Source organism: Mesorhizobium sp. Arg314, assembly GCF_053714275.1.
Window position 1 is genome coordinate 24,328 of record NZ_JBSKBP010000042.1, and the last position, 18,170, is coordinate 42,497.

The 18,170-nt window shown below is 57.5% G+C and carries 9 protein-coding genes and 1 pseudogene; 1 reads left to right on the plus strand and 9 read right to left on the minus strand.

What is annotated here, in order from left to right; all coding sequences use genetic code 11:
- Positions 1 to 12 precede the first annotated feature (12 nt).
- Positions 13 to 488, plus strand: a pseudogene (locus tag ACWGS9_RS28610) (IS5 family transposase); the annotation flags it as partial.
- Positions 489 to 557: 69 nt separating this feature from the next.
- Here ACWGS9_RS28610 and ACWGS9_RS28615 read toward each other — a convergent pair.
- From ACWGS9_RS28615 to ACWGS9_RS28655, 9 genes are all read right to left on the minus strand, one after another.
- On the minus strand, positions 558 to 7,625 hold the full coding sequence (locus ACWGS9_RS28615; RefSeq protein ID WP_454508390.1) for an amino acid adenylation domain-containing protein: 7,068 nt from the start codon (positions 7,623 to 7,625) through the stop codon (positions 558 to 560).
- A 754-nt stretch (positions 7,626 to 8,379) separates the two neighbouring features.
- On the minus strand, positions 8,380 to 9,753 hold the full coding sequence (locus tag ACWGS9_RS28620; RefSeq protein ID WP_454508391.1) for an aminotransferase family protein: 1,374 nt from the start codon (positions 9,751 to 9,753) through the stop codon (positions 8,380 to 8,382).
- Positions 9,754 to 9,833: 80 nt separating this feature from the next.
- A complete protein-coding gene (locus ACWGS9_RS28625) occupies positions 9,834 to 11,204 on the minus strand; it encodes an MmgE/PrpD family protein (protein ID WP_454508392.1) in 1,371 nt (456 codons plus the stop codon).
- Positions 11,195 to 12,115, minus strand: a complete 921-nt coding sequence (locus ACWGS9_RS28630; protein ID WP_454508393.1) for an extracellular solute-binding protein — start codon at positions 12,113 to 12,115, stop codon at positions 11,195 to 11,197. Before ACWGS9_RS28630 ends, ACWGS9_RS28625 begins: the two co-directional genes overlap by 10 nt.
- 110 nt (positions 12,116 to 12,225) lie before the next feature.
- A complete protein-coding gene (locus ACWGS9_RS28635; protein ID WP_454508394.1) occupies positions 12,226 to 12,813 on the minus strand; it encodes a hypothetical protein in 588 nt (195 codons plus the stop codon).
- A 54-nt stretch (positions 12,814 to 12,867) separates the two neighbouring features.
- Positions 12,868 to 14,700 (minus strand): asparagine synthase (glutamine-hydrolyzing), encoded by a 1,833-nt coding sequence (asnB, locus tag ACWGS9_RS28640; RefSeq protein WP_454508395.1) that lies wholly within the window; start codon positions 14,698 to 14,700, stop codon positions 12,868 to 12,870.
- A 690-nt stretch (positions 14,701 to 15,390) separates the two neighbouring features.
- Positions 15,391 to 15,525, minus strand: a complete 135-nt coding sequence (locus ACWGS9_RS28645; RefSeq protein ID WP_454508396.1) for a hypothetical protein — start codon at positions 15,523 to 15,525, stop codon at positions 15,391 to 15,393.
- Positions 15,526 to 16,655: 1,130 nt separating this feature from the next.
- Positions 16,656 to 17,417, minus strand: coding sequence for a class I SAM-dependent methyltransferase (locus tag ACWGS9_RS28650; protein WP_454508397.1), 762 nt, complete (start codon positions 17,415 to 17,417; stop codon positions 16,656 to 16,658).
- Between the two features lie 438 nt (positions 17,418 to 17,855).
- A complete protein-coding gene (locus ACWGS9_RS28655; RefSeq protein WP_454508398.1) occupies positions 17,856 to 18,008 on the minus strand; it encodes a hypothetical protein in 153 nt (50 codons plus the stop codon).
- Positions 18,009 to 18,170: the final 162 nt, after the last annotated feature.

The following is an 18,170-nucleotide window of genomic DNA, read 5'->3' on the forward strand; positions in this document are numbered from 1 at the left end:
TCAAACCGCCGAATAGAGAACCAGTCGGTGAAGACCACCGAAAGTGGCGGAGTTCGTGGCTTCGACGTTTCGGCGCCGGCAAGGAGGTCAAGGGCCGCAAGCGGCACATCGTCGTCGACACGCTGGGCCTGCCGGTCCGTTCACGCCGCCGACATCCAGGACCGCGACGGCGCGCCGGCCGTCCTGAAATCCATACTCGAGCGCTAGTCGTGGCTGCCCCATGTCTTTGCCGATGGCGGCTATGCAGGGCCGAAACTGCGGGGCGCCATGCAAAAGATCGGCAAGTTCACGATGGAGATCGTCAAGCGGTCGGACAGCGCCAAAGGCTTCGAAGTCCTGCCGCGCCGATGGGTCGTCGAGCGGACCTTCGCATGGCTGGGGCAGATGCCGAAGGCTGGCCAAGGACTTCGAGATCCATCGAATCCGCACAGGCCTGGGTCTTCATCGCAAACATCCGCATGCTCACCCGACGGCTCGCAAGGACATGAAAACACGGCGGCCATTCCGATTCAGATACTAATGCTTTGGCCCAGATGCTGCCGGTGCGATGCAATCGCTTAGTCGTTTCCATTGAGAAATTTATTGAGCTTTTTTGCCATGACGTTCACATGCGGCCGAGCGACCATCGTGTAATGGTCACCTGGCACCTCATGAATTTCCAGACGGCCTCGCGCGAATTGCTTCCATCCAAGATCGCCATCAGGTTGATTGGTGGATATGCGCAGTCCCTTCTTGGCCGCAAAAAGAACGGACCTGCTGTCGTTGGGCCGAGGCGTATAATGATGCAGCGCAGTCCTATTTGCCTCGGCTACCGTCAGGATATGATCGAGCTGCGTGTCACTCATGTCGGGGACTTTGCCTGCTTGTGTCCCGAATTCGAGCAAGGCAGTGACCTGACGCTCCCTCTTGATGGATTTCAGCTTTCGCCAATATTTCTTCAGCGCGGGAAAAAGCACTGTCAATATGACAGCTTGCTCGCTGAGCCAGTCAGGAATCGGGTTGTCGCCGAGCAGGCGGTGGTACCGGCCGCTTGTGTCCTCTTCAGGCTTGTGAAGCGCTTTGGCATCGAGCAGCGCAAGGATTGCCACCTCGTCACCAGTATCACGCAATTGGCAGGCCATTTCCCAAGCAATGCTGCCGCCCATTGATAAGCCGGCGAGCTGATAAGGCCCGCGTGGTTGTATGCTCTTGATGGCCTCAACATATGCCCCTGCCATCTCTGGAATGCTTAGGTGAGGTCTCGCCCTACCGTCCAGACCGCGCGCCTGGAGGCCGAAGACCGGCTGCTCCGCGCCCAGCGCATTAGCGAGAGGCGTATATAGGAGTACATGTCCCCCAAAAGGGTGGGGACAAAACAGAGGCGTCCGTGAACCGCCGGTTTGTATCGGCACCAATGCGTCCGGACGCGTGCTTCCAACCGTCTTCGACAGGGCCATCGCGAGCCCTCTTGGAGTCTGGTGTTCCAGCAGCAGGGAGACAGCCAATCTCTCTCCCGTGAGCTGCTCGATGCGATCGACGGCGCTTAAGGCGCTCAACGAATCGCCACCAAGATCAAAGAAGCTGTCGGTCGGGGCAACGTCATCCAAACCCAAAATGTCCCGATAGACCGCCGCAATTTGGCTGTCCAAAGCTGCGTCAGCGGACATCTCAACCACAGTCGGACTGCGCACTGCTTCGTTCCCAGACGGGCGATCGACGGATCTGGCTGCAATATCATGCCGATTCAAATCGGCATTTTGTACCTGCTCCTCAGGGGCGACCGCATCGAGCCAGTAACGCTTGCGATCAAAAGGATAAGGCGGGAGGGGGTTACGCTGCGGGGGCTTACGTTCGTGCAAGCCAGACCAATCAATGGGAACGCCACAGGTCCAAAGCTTACCCAATGTCTGTAACAGTCTCAGGCGATCGCCTTGCCCATGATCGCCTCCTTGTAAGGCCGCAAAGGCGATGGGGCTGCGCAGGTTGATCTTTGACCTGGACCGCTTGGAATGTCCCATGAGGGCTGCGCCAGGCCCCATCTCGATGAACAACTCGTGGCCCGAGTGCACCAGCCGATGGAAAGCCCGATGGAACTGCACCGTCTCTCGTAGATTGCGGATCCAATAGCTGCCATCAAGCCGCACGTCCGCCTCAAGCCAGTCACCAAGCACCGTCGACATGAAAGGTATATGCGGGGCGTGCAGCTCGATTTGTTCTGCATGGATCCCAAACTCCGGTAGGATTGGATCGAGCAGCGATGAATGCACAGCATGGCTTGCGCGTATCTGTTTGCTCGCTATGGATTTCGACTGCAATTTCTCATGAAATGCCGCGATCTCGGATGCAGCCCCCGAAATAACGCACTGGTGCGGCCGATTTATTGCCGCCAATGAAAGGCTTTCGTTCCAATGCGGCTGGAGCCCTTCGGGCGACAGGCCGACCACAACGACGCCGCCAGCAGGCACACGGGACGTAAGCTGTCCCCTTATAAATGTCAGTCGAATGGCATCGGGCAACGAGATGATGCCCGCAAAATAAGCGGCGGCGTATTCTCCGATGCTATGGCCGATTACAGCTGCAGGGAAAATGCCCCACGACATGAAGAGCTTCGCCATTGCGTATTGTGTAGCGAAGATGACGGGCTGTATGACGGCTTCCAGCTGAGTCTCAAGCGTGCTAACGGATTTGCCTTCTCTATAGAGCAGGGGCCGGAAATCAACATGTGCGAACTCGTTAAGCCACTTTGAGCATTCATCGATGGCGCTACGGAATACCGGCTCTTCTTCATAGAGCTCCCGACCCATTCCGATCTGCTGCCCGCCCTGGCCGGAGAACATGAACACGATGCGGTGTTCATTGCTTGACGCCTCTCTCGACGCGCCTGCATTCAGTGCCTCCTGATCGAGTTGATCGGCTAGTTGCGCCAGATCGGATCCGACGAAACTTGAGCGATATCTGAGAGCAGCTCGACCCTTTTGCAGTGTGTATGCGATATTTGCTGCGCTGTGCTGAACATCGCTTCGACGCATAAAGTCGGCCAGTCGCCGGAGCATTTCGGTCTGTGCCGGCCTGCTCGCTCCCGATACAGGAAAGACGTGCAGCCTGCGACCGCCTTGCTCACTGCTCCGCGGCGGAGCCTCCTCGAGAATCGTGTGCGCGTTCGTGCCGCCAATGCCAAATGAGCTGACGCCGCCGCGCCGCGGTTCACTACCCCTGGGCCAAGCGGTGCAGGTCTTGTTTACGAACACCGGGCTCTCCTGAAAGTCGACATTAGGGTTGGGCTTGTCGAAATGTAGGCTAGCGGGAATGACGCTCTTCTTCAGCATTATGGCGAGCTTGATCAATCCCGTTACACCTGCTGCGGTGTCGAGATGGCCGATATTTGTCTTCACCGAGCCTATGGCGCAGAATTGTTTCTTTGCTGTGTGGAAACGGAAAGCCTTGGTCAGGCCAGAGATTTCGATGGGGTCTCCAAGATAGGTTCCCGTACCATGCGCCTCCACATAACCAATGGTGTCGGCAGAGACGTCAGCATCGGTGAGAGCAGCTTGAATTACCGCAGCCTGTCCGTCGGCGCTGGGGGCGGTGAAGCCTACCTTGCCAGCGCCATCATTGTTGATGGCAGAACCCTTTATGACTGCCCAGACATAATCGCCGTCTTTCCAGGCGTCGCTTAGCCGTTTGAGAACGACGACCGCGGCTCCACTGCCTTTCACCGTTCCTTGCGCTTTAGCATCGAACGCGCGGCAATGGCCGTCAGGGGACAAGATATGGCCCTGTTGGTGGAGATAGCCTTTTCCCTGGGGCAGGGAAATCGATGCGCCGCCGGCCAGGGCCATGTCGCACTCATTGCTGCGCAGGCTCTGGCAAGCGAGGTGGACGGCAACTAGCGAAGTGGAGCAGGCCGTCTGAACAGACACGCAGGGACCGCTCAAGTTAAGTTTATATGCGATGCGCGTCGCCGTGAAATCGTGGCCATTAAGAATGCGGACCTGCAACTTCTCTGAATCCAGCAGGTCGCGGCCTGCTTCACGTTCAGCGAGATAGTGGTTGGGGCCCACGCCGGCAAAGACACCGACGCGGCCTTCTGCGTTCTCGCGCGATCCGCATCCCGCATGGTCGAGCGCCTGATACGCGGTTTCCAGCAGGATTCGCTGTTGCGGGTCCATCCACGCTGCTTCCTTAGGTGAGAGACCGAAAAACGCTGCATCAAACAAATCAACTCCGCTGATAACGGCTTCGCGCCTCACATAATTAGGCTTGCCAAAGGTATTGGGATCAACGCTTGCTTCCCGCAACGTCTGTTCATCCAAGTCTGCGATGGACTCTATGCCTTCGACCAGATTGTTCCAGAATTGATCGACGTTCTCCGCCCCCGGGAACCTGCCCGCCATGCCTATGATTGCAATAGAATTGCGATCCTGTTTGGGCTCGTTTCCGCTTCCGGCCAAACAAATTGTGTTCTTTAAATCTTCAGTGGAGGGAGGAGCATTTGGAGTTGCGGCCAAGTGCGCAGCCAGGGTTCTTATGGTGGGGTGCTCGAAAAAATCCAGAATCTTGCAATCAATGCCCAAACGGTCGTGGATACGAGCCTGAACCTGGACAACGGCCAGGGAATGTCCGCCTACATCGAAGAAATTGTCTTCAACGCCAACGGAGTCCAACTTCAGCACGCCTTTCCAGATCTCTGCCAGTTCCGTCTGCAACCCAGCGGTCGGCAAAGTTGCGACCTTCAAATTGACGTTGCTCGGCTGGGGAAGAGCGCGCCGGTCGATCTTGCCGCTACGATTGGTCGGTAACTCGGGAAGGAATACGAAATGTGAGGGAATCATGTAGCCAGGCAGCGCGGCGCGCAGAAAAAACTGAAGTTCATTGGTATCCCTCGAATTCTCTCGTCGCCTCACCACATAGGCTGTCAGGCTCGCATTTCGATCGAGACTGTCTGTCAGCGTAACGCAGCAAGCTTCGACGTTTTCGTGCTCCATCAGGCAATGCTCGATTTCGGCAAGCTCAACCCGCATGCCGCGAATCTTGATCTGTTCGTCTTTTCGGCCCAGGAAATCAATCGTGCCATCTGACCGATACTGGGCCCGATCTCCAGTCCTATAGAGCCTGGACTGCGGCTCATCATCAAACGGGTTTGGCCGGAAAAGCTCGCGCGTGAGTTCATCGTGATTGATGTAGCCGCGAGCCAGGCCGACGCCCCCGATGTAGAGCTCACCAATTGCGCCAACCGGTGCCGGATTACCATAGCGATCGAGGATGTAGGCCTTGGTATTTGTGGCGGGGCGCCCGATGGGGGGCCGTTGCTCCTCGGCCTTCACCTCGGTCCTTATGCAGTAAACGGTCGTTTCGGTGGGTCCATAAGAATTGAAGATGCGGCGCTTCTCACCCCACCGCTCAATGAGGCTCGTCGGCAAGGGCTCTCCACCTGATTTGATCACGGCGAGATCAGGAAGGTCAGTCGACGGCAAGGAGGACCATCCTGTCGGCGTAAGACCGGCAGCGGTAATGCGTTCACGGCGCATGAACTCGACAAGTTCTTCTCCAGGCAGCGACGCTGATGGGGGTGCCATGCACAATCGACCACCAGAAGTTAAGGCCAGCATGAAATCAAACAGCGATGCATCAAATCCGCAGGAAGCGAACTGCAATACCCGGCTATCCGGCCCCAACTGATAAGTGCGTCTTAGATCTTCCGCCATGTTGCAGGCGCTGCGATGTTCAACCATCACGCCTTTCGGCTGACCCGTGGAACCAGACGTATAGATCACGTAAGCCAGATCAGAGGGGCCAGAGGGGGAGCGCGGAGGCGTGCCTTTATGCAGAGCAATTTCGGTGCGTTCTTTGTCGAGGAGAACCACCGCGCATCTGTTCTCACCTTCAAAGTTTAGCCCTGAGAGGTCTCTCCCGAACGTCTGTTCGTTAAGCTCCGTTTTGCTGATGATCGTAACAGCGCCTGCATCCCGCAACATGAAACGAAGGCGCTGGCCTGGGAGTCGTGAATCGAGAGGAAGATAGACGGCCCCCGCCTTCAAGATTGCTAGAAAGCCGACAATGAGATCGCACGAGCGCTCAAGGAGAACGCCGACGACGTCTCCACGGCGGACACCTTTTGAAATTAGGTGGCGGGCAAGCCTGTTTGACCTTTGCTCTAGTACCGCATAGCTGAGCGCCTCCAGTGGGCAGCTGACAGCGATATTGTCTGGATAAGTGTCAGCCTGCGCTTCAATCAGGTTGTGCAGGCAAATGTCGGACGGAAAAGGTGCGGCTGTCTTGTTCCAACTATGCAGAATCTGATGTTCTTCCTCTGGCGTCAGAAGGCTATAGTCGCCTATCCGTCGCGCCGGAGCATCTGCAATCGCCTCAAGCAACAACTGATAGTGTTTCGCCAGCCGCTCGATGGTGCTGCGATCCCACAAATCGGCATTGTACACGACGTAAAGGCGGGCGCCTTCTTTTCCGGCCAGAATTCGGAAATCAAGATCGATCCAGATATCGGTTTCGCAAAGGCGCATTTGCGCAGGCAAGCCGGAGAGGTCGACGTCGCACGGTATGAAGGCAAGAGAACTCACCGACTCCGGAATGAAATTGAAAACCGCTTGCGCAAGTGGATTGCGATCAGTCGCAGGAGAAAGCTTGAGCTTCTTCAGCAGCAGGGGAAGAGGAAAATACTCGTGACTGCGCGCGCATCGCATCAGGTGACGGACCCGCTGCAAATGTTCGAGGAAAATGGGATTTCCAGAAAGATCCTGCCGTAGGGCCCCTAGGGTCACAAAGTAGCCGAAAGTCTCCGAAAAACTTCTTTCCGGACGACCGAGGCGTGGCACATAGAGGGTGATATCGTCCTGGTCACCATAGCGATGCAGGAGGACGTAATAGGCAGCGAGTAGGACCGTGGCAATCGTCACTTTTTCTTTGCGCGCCAACCGCTCCAAGCGTGTGACCAGCGGCACCTCAATATCCAGGGAGAAAACCGATCCGGTATGCGTGGCAAGCGCAGTTCGTGGTCTATCGGTCGGAAGGACCAACTCCGGCTCATGTTCGTCAAACTGGTTGCGCCAGTAGGCCCACATGCGTTCTCCGTCGTCGCTCGCAAGGAGGCGTTCCTGCCAAGCTACGAAGTCCCCGTAAGAAGCCGCCGTGGTCAGATCCGGCATGTCTGTGTTGCCGCAGCACGCCTGGTAGAGCCTGCCGAACTCGCTCAGGAAGGTGCGAATGCTATAACCGTCGGAAATGATGTGATGGAAATTGAGGAGGAGGATCTCCTCCGTAGAAATGCCAATGAACAGGTGAGCGCGAAACACCGGTCCATGTTCCAGATCGAAAGGCGAGCGAGCTTCCGCCGCGATCGATTGGTGGAAGGCCGCTTCGTCTGCTTTTTGCTGCCGAACGACATGAAAGCTCAGGGACCCCTTCTCAGGTATCCGCTGAACGACATGCTCGCCCTCTTGGTGAAAGGTCGTGCGCAGCATTTCATGGCGGTCGATCAATAGTTGGAGCGCGCACCGCAAGGCAGCAATGTCGAACGGTGCCTTTATGCGCAGCTCGACTGGCAGATTGTATTCGCTACCGGTTGGTCTTTTTTGATGATGTAGCCAAAGACCCATTTGGGCATGCGAGAGCGGACGGGTTAGGTAATCCATTGGTTGCTCCAACCACTTGCAATGCGGAGAAGCTACACTCTTTTTTTGGATCTGACTTAAGTATTTTCATAATGTATTACAAACGTTTTGTTACTTATACGTGACAATTATTCGGCGATTAACATAATTAAGCGTGTTGAATATGAATAAAATACTAAAAAAGAATGCAAATATTTTGCATACATGTCACGATTAATAGAGGTCACATACGAATTCGCCGTCATCGACAGGTAAGTGACGTGCACGCAACGCGCTTCTTTCCGGCACCTTGGTCGCGAGTTCCCCTGCAGAAGAAGGCGGTATCGGCGCAGATGATAGGCCGCGCCCGTTGCTTCGAGCAATAGCGTGTAGCTGGCAAGGTGCTTCGCTGAGCCAAGCAAGATCGTCATATGCCCGTCAAGCCCGCATGCATGCTCACGCCTCAATGATAAGGAGCATCCCTGTCGGCGCGGATGCCATGGTCCGGCTCGCCGGTGCAGTTCCGCACGCTGCAACGACCTGGCTTCGTCCGATGCCGGTCGCGACCTCGTCGCATCCGAAGCTGCGGAGGAAGTTAACAACGCGTGCGCTCGTCATCCTTCGGATGGACATCAGACAAAAGCTCGGGATAGCGATGGAAAATCGCGGTACCAAGCCGTCGCTGTCGTGATGAGTTCTTTTTCCGGCGTGTCAAAGGCAACACCTCTATATGCCGACACCTTACCCATCAAAGACAAACCCTTGAAGGCATCAGTCAGGGTTGATACGCGCCCCCTCATCGGGTCTCACCCTCAAAAATCCGGAACGTCTCAGTGAGAAGCTCGATGAAGAGGTCGATTTCCGGCTCGGTTATGATGAGCGGCGGAGCCGCCATTAACCATTCACCGAACTTTCCGCTAGCGGCGCGGCGTGCGTAGAGATGTAGCCCAAGTTCGCGAGCGATCTCCGAGACGCGATAGGACGCTTGCTTAGCGGCCGAGAAAATCGCTTTGTTGGCCTTATTCTCAACAACTTCCACTGCGTTCAGGAGGCCCATCCCTCGCACGTCGCCAATGGTGGTGCTGAGATCCTTCAGCGAGTTGAGCTTTCGCCGCAGCATCGCGCCCATTCGCTCGGCATTACCCATAAGATCACGCTCAAGCATCTCCGTAAGGACTGCAACACAGATCGCCGAGGAGAGCGGGTTGCCGGAATAGGTGTGGCCGTGCAGAAACCCGCCGGACTCGACCACCTTATCGACGATCTTGTTGGGAGCGATCATCGCTCCAAGCGGGGTGTATCCAGCGCTCAAACCTTTAGCGCAAACGACGAGGTCGGGGAGAGCGTTCGGCCAGTGATGGGCGGCCAGAAACTTTCCGGTTCGACCAGCGCCACACATCACCTCGTCGAAAATCAGAAGGACGCCGTATCGATCACAAATCTTCCGCACTTTCGAATAGTAATGGACCGGCGCGACCAAAGCGCCGGTCGCAATGCCGCCGACCGGTTCCATAATGAATGCGAGCACCGTGTCCTCGCCTTCGGCGAGAATCTGCCTTTCGAGCTCGTCCGCGCAATGGTCGGCATAAGAATCGACGTCAAAGCTCGTGGGGATGCGGTAGCTCAGCGGTGCCGCCACCTTGGGCATTATCTGCATGATCGGGCCGAACATCTCGTCCCGATCCGGATCGCCGGTGACCGAGGCGGCGCCGAGCGTCGCGCCATGATATCCTGGCATGCGCGCAAGGATCTTGGAGCGCTTCGGTTGACCGGTTACCACGGCGTATTGACGTGCGAGCTTGAGTGCGGATTCGACGGCTTCGGAGCCGCCAGAAACAAGAAAAGTCTGATCGAACCCGGGGCCTGCCAGATCCGAGATCATTGTGCAGAGCGTATCGGTAGATTCGCTGGTAAATGCCGTGCGAACGACGTAGCTAATACGATTGGCCTGTTCGATCATTGCGTCCCGGACGCGCTCGTTGCCATGGCCGATGTTGGCGGCGACCGCGCCGGACGACCCGTCGAGATAGCGCTTGCCATTGGTATCCCAAAAGAAAATGCCCTTGCCAAGCGATACTTTGAAGGTTTCGGTGGCGCCCCGCCCGGCGTAGAACGCCTTGCCGGAGGGTTCTTTGTGAGTGGTTTTAGCATGTGTGCTTTGAGTGGCCATCTTACGAGGTGATCCTGATCTGTTTGGTTGATGGGAAAGGTTTGTGGCCTCGTTAGCAGCGGCGGATTGGTACGATTACCTTACGTCATCGCGCAGGATTTCAGTGCTTCACGGACAGAGAGGGCCTCCAATTCGAGGAGAGCCGCCTTGAGATGCCTGGCATTCGATTCGCCAATAACGGGACTTGCGAGAGTGAAGAACTTGGCCTCCACCTCTGGCTGCCCAAAAGCAGGCCCGCCGGGGGCGCCGGTCGGAATCTCTGCCTCGGCCGAAAACGTCTCGCCATTCTGGAGTGTGACGCTGACGCGGGCAGGAAGCAGCTTTTCCGCATGAAACTTGTCATCTGCGCCGGCGAGGGTCGAAAGACTGACCCGTGCTGCGGTTGGTTTGAGATCCACATCAGTCAGATCGCCCTCGCGCAGGCCCGTCACGGAGGACTTGTCGTGCAGTTCAAGCGCTAACGCGTAAGGGATGTGGAACGCAGCCTCGAGCGTGGCCCGCGGCCAAGGACCGTTGAAATCGCGGACAAACTCGCTCACGGTCTCCACGTGGATGCCCTTAATCTCGCTGCGAGCGAAATTGTGACGGGTCAGCAGAGTACGCAGGCAGTCAATCGGCGTGTGGATCCAGCGGCAGACACCAAACGGCTTGAAGCCAGTGTCGAGGATGAAATAGCGGTCGCCCCACCGGTCGAGCATCTCCTGAGGTTCAAAGCGGTCGGACCCGGCCATGGCCCAAAACCCGTCCTCGCCATCAAAGATCGTGCGGTTGCCATGAAAGCCGGCGCATACAAGATCCACCACTGTGATGGCGCCCTTGTTCGCCCATCCGTAATTGTTCTTCAAAAGGCTCATTGGCCGGGAATGAAATTTGCGCAAATAGGGGAGCGGCGCATGCATCGGGATCAGCCCGTAGGCATCTGCGATCTGCTCAATGCTGAACCGGTGCAGCAGGCTTGCAGCGGTGCAAGCGCCGAAAATTTGCCAGGTTGCAAGGCCCTTAATTTGGCGGTCGCGGTCTTCGCTGGGCCGAATAGCGGTGCCAAGACGCAACGACATTTCGTATCCGCCGACAATTGCTGCAATCAGCTCCTTGCCGGAGCTGTCGACCTCTTCGGCGACCGCGAGAGCAGCCGGGATAATCGATGCGCCGGGATGGCCGAAGAGAACAAAGGAATCGTCCAGGCTCAGCATACTGACGCTATGCGCATTGGCATGGGCGGCATTCGCGGGATGAAAGCGCAATGACGTTCCGAAAACAGTGCTTGGGCCGCCGGAATCGATGCGCGCGAGATAGGGCGTCATTTGACCCGCCCCATGCGTGGCGCTTCCCGCGATCATGCAGCCGACATGATCAAGGATGAGAAGCTTCGCCTTATCGCACACATACCTCGGAAGCTCATCATAAGTGAGATTGGCGACCACAGTGGCGACGTCTTGTGTCAGGGACATGTTTTAAACCCGCAATACGAGTTAAACCAAGGCAGCCCGCTTGTCGGCCGCCGGAGCGGCTGGCGGCCCCATTCCCTGGGAGGGTGCCTATTTCTGGATCCAGTGCGGTCGATCAGCATCGCTTTGTTGGCGTTGATCCACTCGGCGTCCGGAACCACCATATCGGAACTGATCTGCTCGGCGGACGGCAAGTTGGTGCGCACTCCCGCCGTCATGTATTGAAGCGCATCCGCGCTCGGCGGAGTACAAGCCAATGCCGCGCAAATCTTCCCCTTGATTTCGGGCGAATCCAGGAAGAATTTCAGCATTTCAAGTGCTTCCGTTTTGTGGCGCGCGCGCTTCACAACGGCGTAGCGGTCACCCACCAAAAGCGCGCCGTCATAGTAGCAGGCGATGCGCTGCCCTTGATTCTTGAGGGCCGCGGGGCGGGTCATCCAAATGAAGCCCGCATCATATTCTCCATTGCGGAATCCGTGGGTCGTCTGGTCACCCGTCGTCCACCACAGGCTGATATGTGGTTTCAACTCATCGAGCTTCTTGAAAGCGCGATCGATGTCCATCGGATAGAGGTCCTTGACAGCAACGTCGTCGGCCACGAGTGCCACGATCAATTGCCGCCAGGTGTCCGCCCGGGCGGGCATGGCACGCGCGCCGGGAAAGTCCTTCGTGTCCCAGAATTCGTGCCAGTTCGTGGGGCCGCCATTGGAGAAATGCTCCTTGTTGTCAGTCAGAAGCGTAGCTCCGCGGCCGAAGAGAACGCCTGGTGACTTGCAAGAGCCGAACGGCTGATTACTGCGGTTGCTGAATTGGGCGCAGAAGTCTGAAATGTCCTCTGCCCTATCCAATTGGTCCGGCGCCTCCGCGTACGTTTCGCCTTCGATGAAGGTATCCCAAGGGTCGGACGCGATCATGGCCTGCACCTGGCCACGGCGTTCGGCGGTTGAGCCGGACGGGACGACGACAACCTTTGATGCCGGTGGCCTTTTTCGAACGGTCGAGCCAATTCTCGCGAATGACTTTCTCATAGGCGACGACCTGGCGGTACTGCGCCATTGCCGGGGCCGCGGAAAGCGACAGTACCGCGAATCCATAAAAGGCCAATCAAGAACTGGATGTCATTTCCGTTTCTCGACGATGTGCCAGCGGCATCAGCCAATTTCCGGGATGACCTTCTGGCCAAGCGGTTGAGCGGGAGCTGAAAACCGCCCCCGCGCTGCCTTGCGCGGGCGATCCGGAGCAATTTGCCGAACACCCGGATGCTGATTCGGGCCGACAGCCATCGCTGCAGTCCCCAGGTCATCGACTGGTACCGCACAAAGACGTCGACTTCATCTTTGGCGTGATGCCCACCACGATCCTGCGCAAGCATGTCGCGGATCTGGAAGCCAGGACAACGGCACGGTTTGAAGCGTCGGCAAAGATGGCCAAGGTCCGCCTCGTCAACGGGTTCTTTGGCGGCGCCGCCAGCTAAAGCCGCGTTGAGCGCGTCATCGCTTGCGTCGAGGTCGGCGCCTCGAGCGCCGATAGCGCTAGAAGCTCCGTGTTTAGCGCTTTGCAACGCTGTATAGTGATGTGTGATCTTGAAAGTTCCGAAAGGGGGCTTGGCCATGGAGCCCAACTCCGTATCTAATGTCCTTTGCGGTCCTATGCGTGTTCCGCTGTCTCAGACCGTGAGGCTCACGTTGTAATCGGTCAGGAAATCCTGGAGGGTCAAGATATGCTCCACCCCCCTGAGGTTGTCGTTCGCATTGAGCAATGCGCGGGAGCCGTCGACGGACAGCAGCGGTGCCACTGCCGCATTGCGGTCATTCAGCAGCGCGGTGAACCGGGCGCGTAGCATTCTGTCGTAGGTCGGATCCTGGATAGCCGGATACGCGCTCTTGACACGCCGTACTACCGACTGCGGCAGCAGGTCCGCGATGGCAGCCCGCAGCAGGCTCTTTTCGCGCCTGTCGAACGTCTTGTGGTCCCATGGGGTACCGAAAACGTACTCAACGAGGCGGTGGTCGCAGTAGGGGACCCGCACTTCGAGACCCAAAGCCATGCTCAGCCGGTCCTTGCGGTCGAGCAGCGGCGGCAGGTAACGCGTGAGGAAGAGATAGCAAATCTCGCGCATGCGACGCTCGTGCGGATCGGCCGAGGCCGGCCCGGTCAGGGCGGGCACTTCCGCAAGTGCCCTGCGGTACTGCTCGTCGAGGTAGCCGGGGAGGTCGAGTTTTTCGACGAGGCCGGGGTCTAGGGACTGCAGCGCGATGCCGTCGCTGATTTCGAACCAAGGAAACCTGTCGGCCTGGACGCGGGCGGGATCATTGAAGAACCTGTAGCCGCCAAAAAGCTCGTCGGCCGCCTCCCCGGACAGGGCCACCGTCGAGTGTTGCCTGACCGCCCGGAATAGAAGGTAGAGCGAGCTATCAAGGTCGCCCATGGTCAACGGCAGATCGCGAGCGTGGAGGGTGGCGGCCCGCACGTTCGGGTCCATGAGTTCGTCTGCAGACAACGTGATGTCGGTGTGGTCGGTACCAACGAATTTCGCAACATCCTGCACGTACGGCCCGTCGGGTGTGCCGCACGCCGGGCCGGGGGTAAAGTTGTCGGTGTAGCCGACGAAGTCGAGGGCGAAGGACCGGATCCGTTCGTCGCTGAAGCGCGCGGCTAGTGCGGTCATGGCCGAAGAATCAAGCCCGCCCGACAGAAGCGTGCTCAGCGGTACATCGGCGATCAGCTGGCGCTGGATCGTGTCCTCGAGCAACTCGCGGACGCGCCGAACGGTGCTGGGCACGTCGTCGGTGTGCCCGCTGTCGATGAGCTGCCAATAGCTCATCTGCTGGATGCCGTCGCGGGTCACGCGGACGATATGGCCGGGCCGTACCTCACACATGCCTCGGAAGACGGTGCTATACGGATCCGCGAAGTAGCATAGGGTGCGACGAAGCCCCTCGGCGTCCATGGCCCGTTCTGCGAGCCTATTGGCGAGGATCGCCTTTGGCTCGGAGCCGAACAACACTCCGTGCTCGGTGGGGTAGTAGTAAAGCGGCTTGATGCCGAGCCGGTCGCGTATGAGAAGCAGTTCGCGCTTGACGGTGTCCCAGAGTGCGTAGGCGAACATCCCGTTGAGTTCGCTCACGGCAATGCGGGGATCGCTGTGGCCCCACTGGCGGTGGGCGTGCAGCACCACCTCGGTGTCACTGCGCGTGTCGAATCGATGACCTAGAGCGGCGAGGCGTTGACGCAGCTCGCGGTAGTTGTAAGTCTCGCCCGTGTAAACGAGCACCAACGCCGGTCGGCCGTCCTCCTGGAGCGTCATCGGCTGGTGACCGCCCTGGATGTCGATGATCGCCAGGCGACGGTGTCCCAGTGCCGCAGGCCCGTCGATCCAAATGCCCCCGTCGTCCGGACCACGACAAGCCATGGTGGCCGTCATGTCGGCAAGCTCCCGTCGCGCGTCGAGACCTCCTAGGTTACGATCGAAATCAATCCATCCACAGATGCCGCACATATTTTGGATCCCTTTCCTAGGTAACTGTCGCGCAACTTCGGGGCCCACGCGGGGGCACCGCACCCCGCGAACAAGCGATGAATCTTCCGCCCGCCTCCTCGACTCCACTTGGGCCGAGCGCGAGAAAGTCACGTTGCCAAAGCCTGCAAGATGCTCAATCCAAGCCTCGTGATGGTCCTTCGTCAGATTCGCGCCGATATCGTCCAGCTGCTGCGGCCTTCCGGCGAGGGAGTTTCAAAAATCATGCCAATGCATCCAGGGGAGCCTCAGAAGAAATCTTCTGCATACGAGCCAATGGCTTGTATGAGAGTGGAAGATGGAACTCGAACACCGCCGTGTCGCAGACTCGACAATCCGACCATGGGTGTGTCGGTTGACCGGCTTTTGCCAGTATGGCGGACAGGATTGCTTCGCAGGGGAAGCGCGGAACTCACGCCCTAGGATGGGGGAGCAACTGCAAGACCCGCTGATGCGAATTTGAAATCTTCCGAAAGGGAGCGAGCGAAGGATCCGCACATTTCCAAATCACAGGCGCGTCGCCGTTTAGGAACTTGCCATGGCGCGCTTCAAGAGACGGCACCTTTGCGCCAGAGCGTGATGCAATATCTCGCCTTGGTCGATCCTGGTCAGTTGACCGCCTTTCATAGCGACCTGATCAACGGGAAGTGCGAAGAGGAGAGTGCGAGCAATCTACTCCAGGGCGGTATGCGTGATGTCCTCCACCGTCCGCACCACGATATCCGCGCGCTTGCCGACGAAAAGCGTTCCCAACTCATCACCAAGTCCGAAATTACGCTGCCTACATGTAAAAGGGATCAGCGTCATTCAACCGAGTTCAGATGCCGTCAACAGCAGCAGGCCTACGATGCCTTAAGGTTCCGAGGGGATGGTACATTTGCTCAACCACGACCAGCCCTTGGCGCCGCCAGGTCGGCATGCGGACAAGACGGATCAGGTGGCTATGAAGGATTGACTGGATGGTGTTCTTCAGGCGCGATCTTGCCTCTGCCGCACGAGCGGATTGCGCATTGTCACCTGCCGTCAAGACCGCGCCGTCGGCGCAGAAACTCCTTGCCGCTCCGCGGTCACGGAGCGGGTTAGTCAAAAGCGAGTAATGTGCAGCGCAACATTACTCGAGGACTGGCGTTGCCAATGCCGCCGAGCGCCGCGATCACTTGGAAATCATCGATGGCTGTCGTGGCCGCCCGTCGCACGGTGCTCGGTATGATGCCTCGAGATGGAATTTAAGTTTATCAAGGAACGGCGGAAGGCCGAAGGGGTATCCACCGCGCGAACTGTCGTGAACGCTGGCTGGCGGCGCTAGTTTCGGCGGTGGCGCCATAGCGCTTCCATGCGGACAGCGGCTTGTAGCTGGGATGATCGGCGCTCCAAAGATGTATGAAGGCCTCCAAAGAGCGATTTGCGATGGCCCACTCTGCAGACCATGGATTCTACCGGCATTGAGGCCGCAACTGAGAGAACACGCCGACGGCCGATCTAGGTATGGTCGTCGCCGATGCTGGCTATCGCGGCCAAGACGCGCCAAAGGACTAGCTGTTCCAAAATCCGTCGCCGGCTGGAGGCGCGAACTCATCAAGGCCATTAAGCGGATACTGCGACGCCGGCTGCCGTCGAACCCGTCACGGCCATCTCAAGAACGACCCTGGCATGGGCCGCAACGTTCTTGGCCTTCTCCGAAGGCGGCCCCAACAACGCCATACTCGCCACTTCGGCTCCAACTTCAGCCTTTTTTGCCTCCTTCCTGGCGCTGCTTGCAACCGCTCCAGCGTCACCGGTCCAGCCACGAGCAGCCTAACAGCTCAACCAGAATAGCCTCTGAAACGGGGCTCGCCATCAAAGCCGGTGCCGAAATGGCGTTCTTCACGGGCGACTACTTCACAGCCGCCGGATGGACTTACTTGAATGCCCGATGCTCTAAGGTGATGAATGCCAATTTACTTGTACGCGACAACCACCAGGCGGGGGCCATACGGTGTGAACTCTTCCCCTTCCTGCCCATAGGCTTCAACAGTCTCAAACCCCGCGCCGCGTAACATGCGAACATATTCAGAAAATCCATAATGTCTGACGGAAAAACGCGTTCGCCTGACGCACCCGTTGCGGACAACAATCCTTTCAGAGTTTCTGCGGTCAGTTAAAGCGTCATAGCTTATGATGTCGATTCTTACATCGTCGTTGTGCTGCACGAACTCGTAAGTAGGTGACTTGTCGCGTAGCAAAGCGAAGCGATTGAGCTGATCGATGAGCAGGCGGCCGCCCTTTCGAAGCGAAGAAGCGGCCTCATGAAGAACTTTCTCGTTATCGGCTTCATCGAAATAACCAAACGTTGTGTACCAAAGATAAGCCGCGTCAAAACGATCTTGCCACGGAAGCGAGCACATATCACCGGGAACATACTCAACATCTACCAGCAGTTCTGAAGCATTCGCTTTCGCCTTTTCTAGAAGGATCGGCGAGGCATCTAGTCCGGTTACCTGCGCTCCTTTTTTGGCTAATCGGTTAGAAATCCGCCCATAACCGCATCCGAGTTCAAGAACTGAGCTGCCTTGTCCAAGTGAAAGAAGATCCCAAATAACCCCCGCTTCCCTGTCGCTCTTTTCGGGCGAATTAACCGTATCGCTAAAATACAAATAATCTTCGCTGAAATATTCATTACGCTCCGTCGAGGAAATAGGGCCACTTGTTTCGTTCCTCATGTAACTCTCCGCTCGCCTACCTGCGTTGATGTGCGATGATTATGTACAGACGTAAAGCGTTTTGAAAGTTAACATTTTGCAAATTTATGTTATAAGTCTTTGAACATCGGGCAACAGTCATTTGAACCCTCGAACTACCGGCGTTTCGCGGACCGTAGGGCCGCACTGATGTTTTGCGTGGACTGATGAACGGCGATTGCTTCGGCTGGTCGTTGAGACTGGTACGGTTTGCCAATTTCGGCATCGTGGCGGCGGTTTGCGCCGCCTTCGCCGTCATGTCAGTTCGCCCTGGTGCCACACGAAACGGGGAGATTGTAGGCGAGGTGGGCCATGCGATCTTGATCCTGGCCCGCGCAATGCTGATCTTGCGCATGAGCAGAACCTATGCGGGGTTTTTCCTGCGCGAAGAGGATCGAAAAAGGCACGGATTTTGGAGCGTCAACCGTTGTGCGACGTCGCCTCGAGCGTACGCGCGCCCTGCGGCCTCTTCTGGTGAATGTCGCAGACGTAGCCGTTCCGCTCGAGCCGCTCCTCGTTCCGTTGCTGCGCCTTTCCCTCTTCGACGATCTTGGCTTTCGAGAACTTCACCATCCGGCGCGTGCATGCGGTCCTTCTAGCGAAGCGTCGCGGGCTTGTTGCTCCACAACTAGCTAGTCACCTGGAACCAAAATAAGCCTCATTTTGTTCGGCTTCTGTCACAAGAGCAGGAGTTTGATCGATGGTTGGCAGGCAGGCGGACGTCGTCGTTCTGAG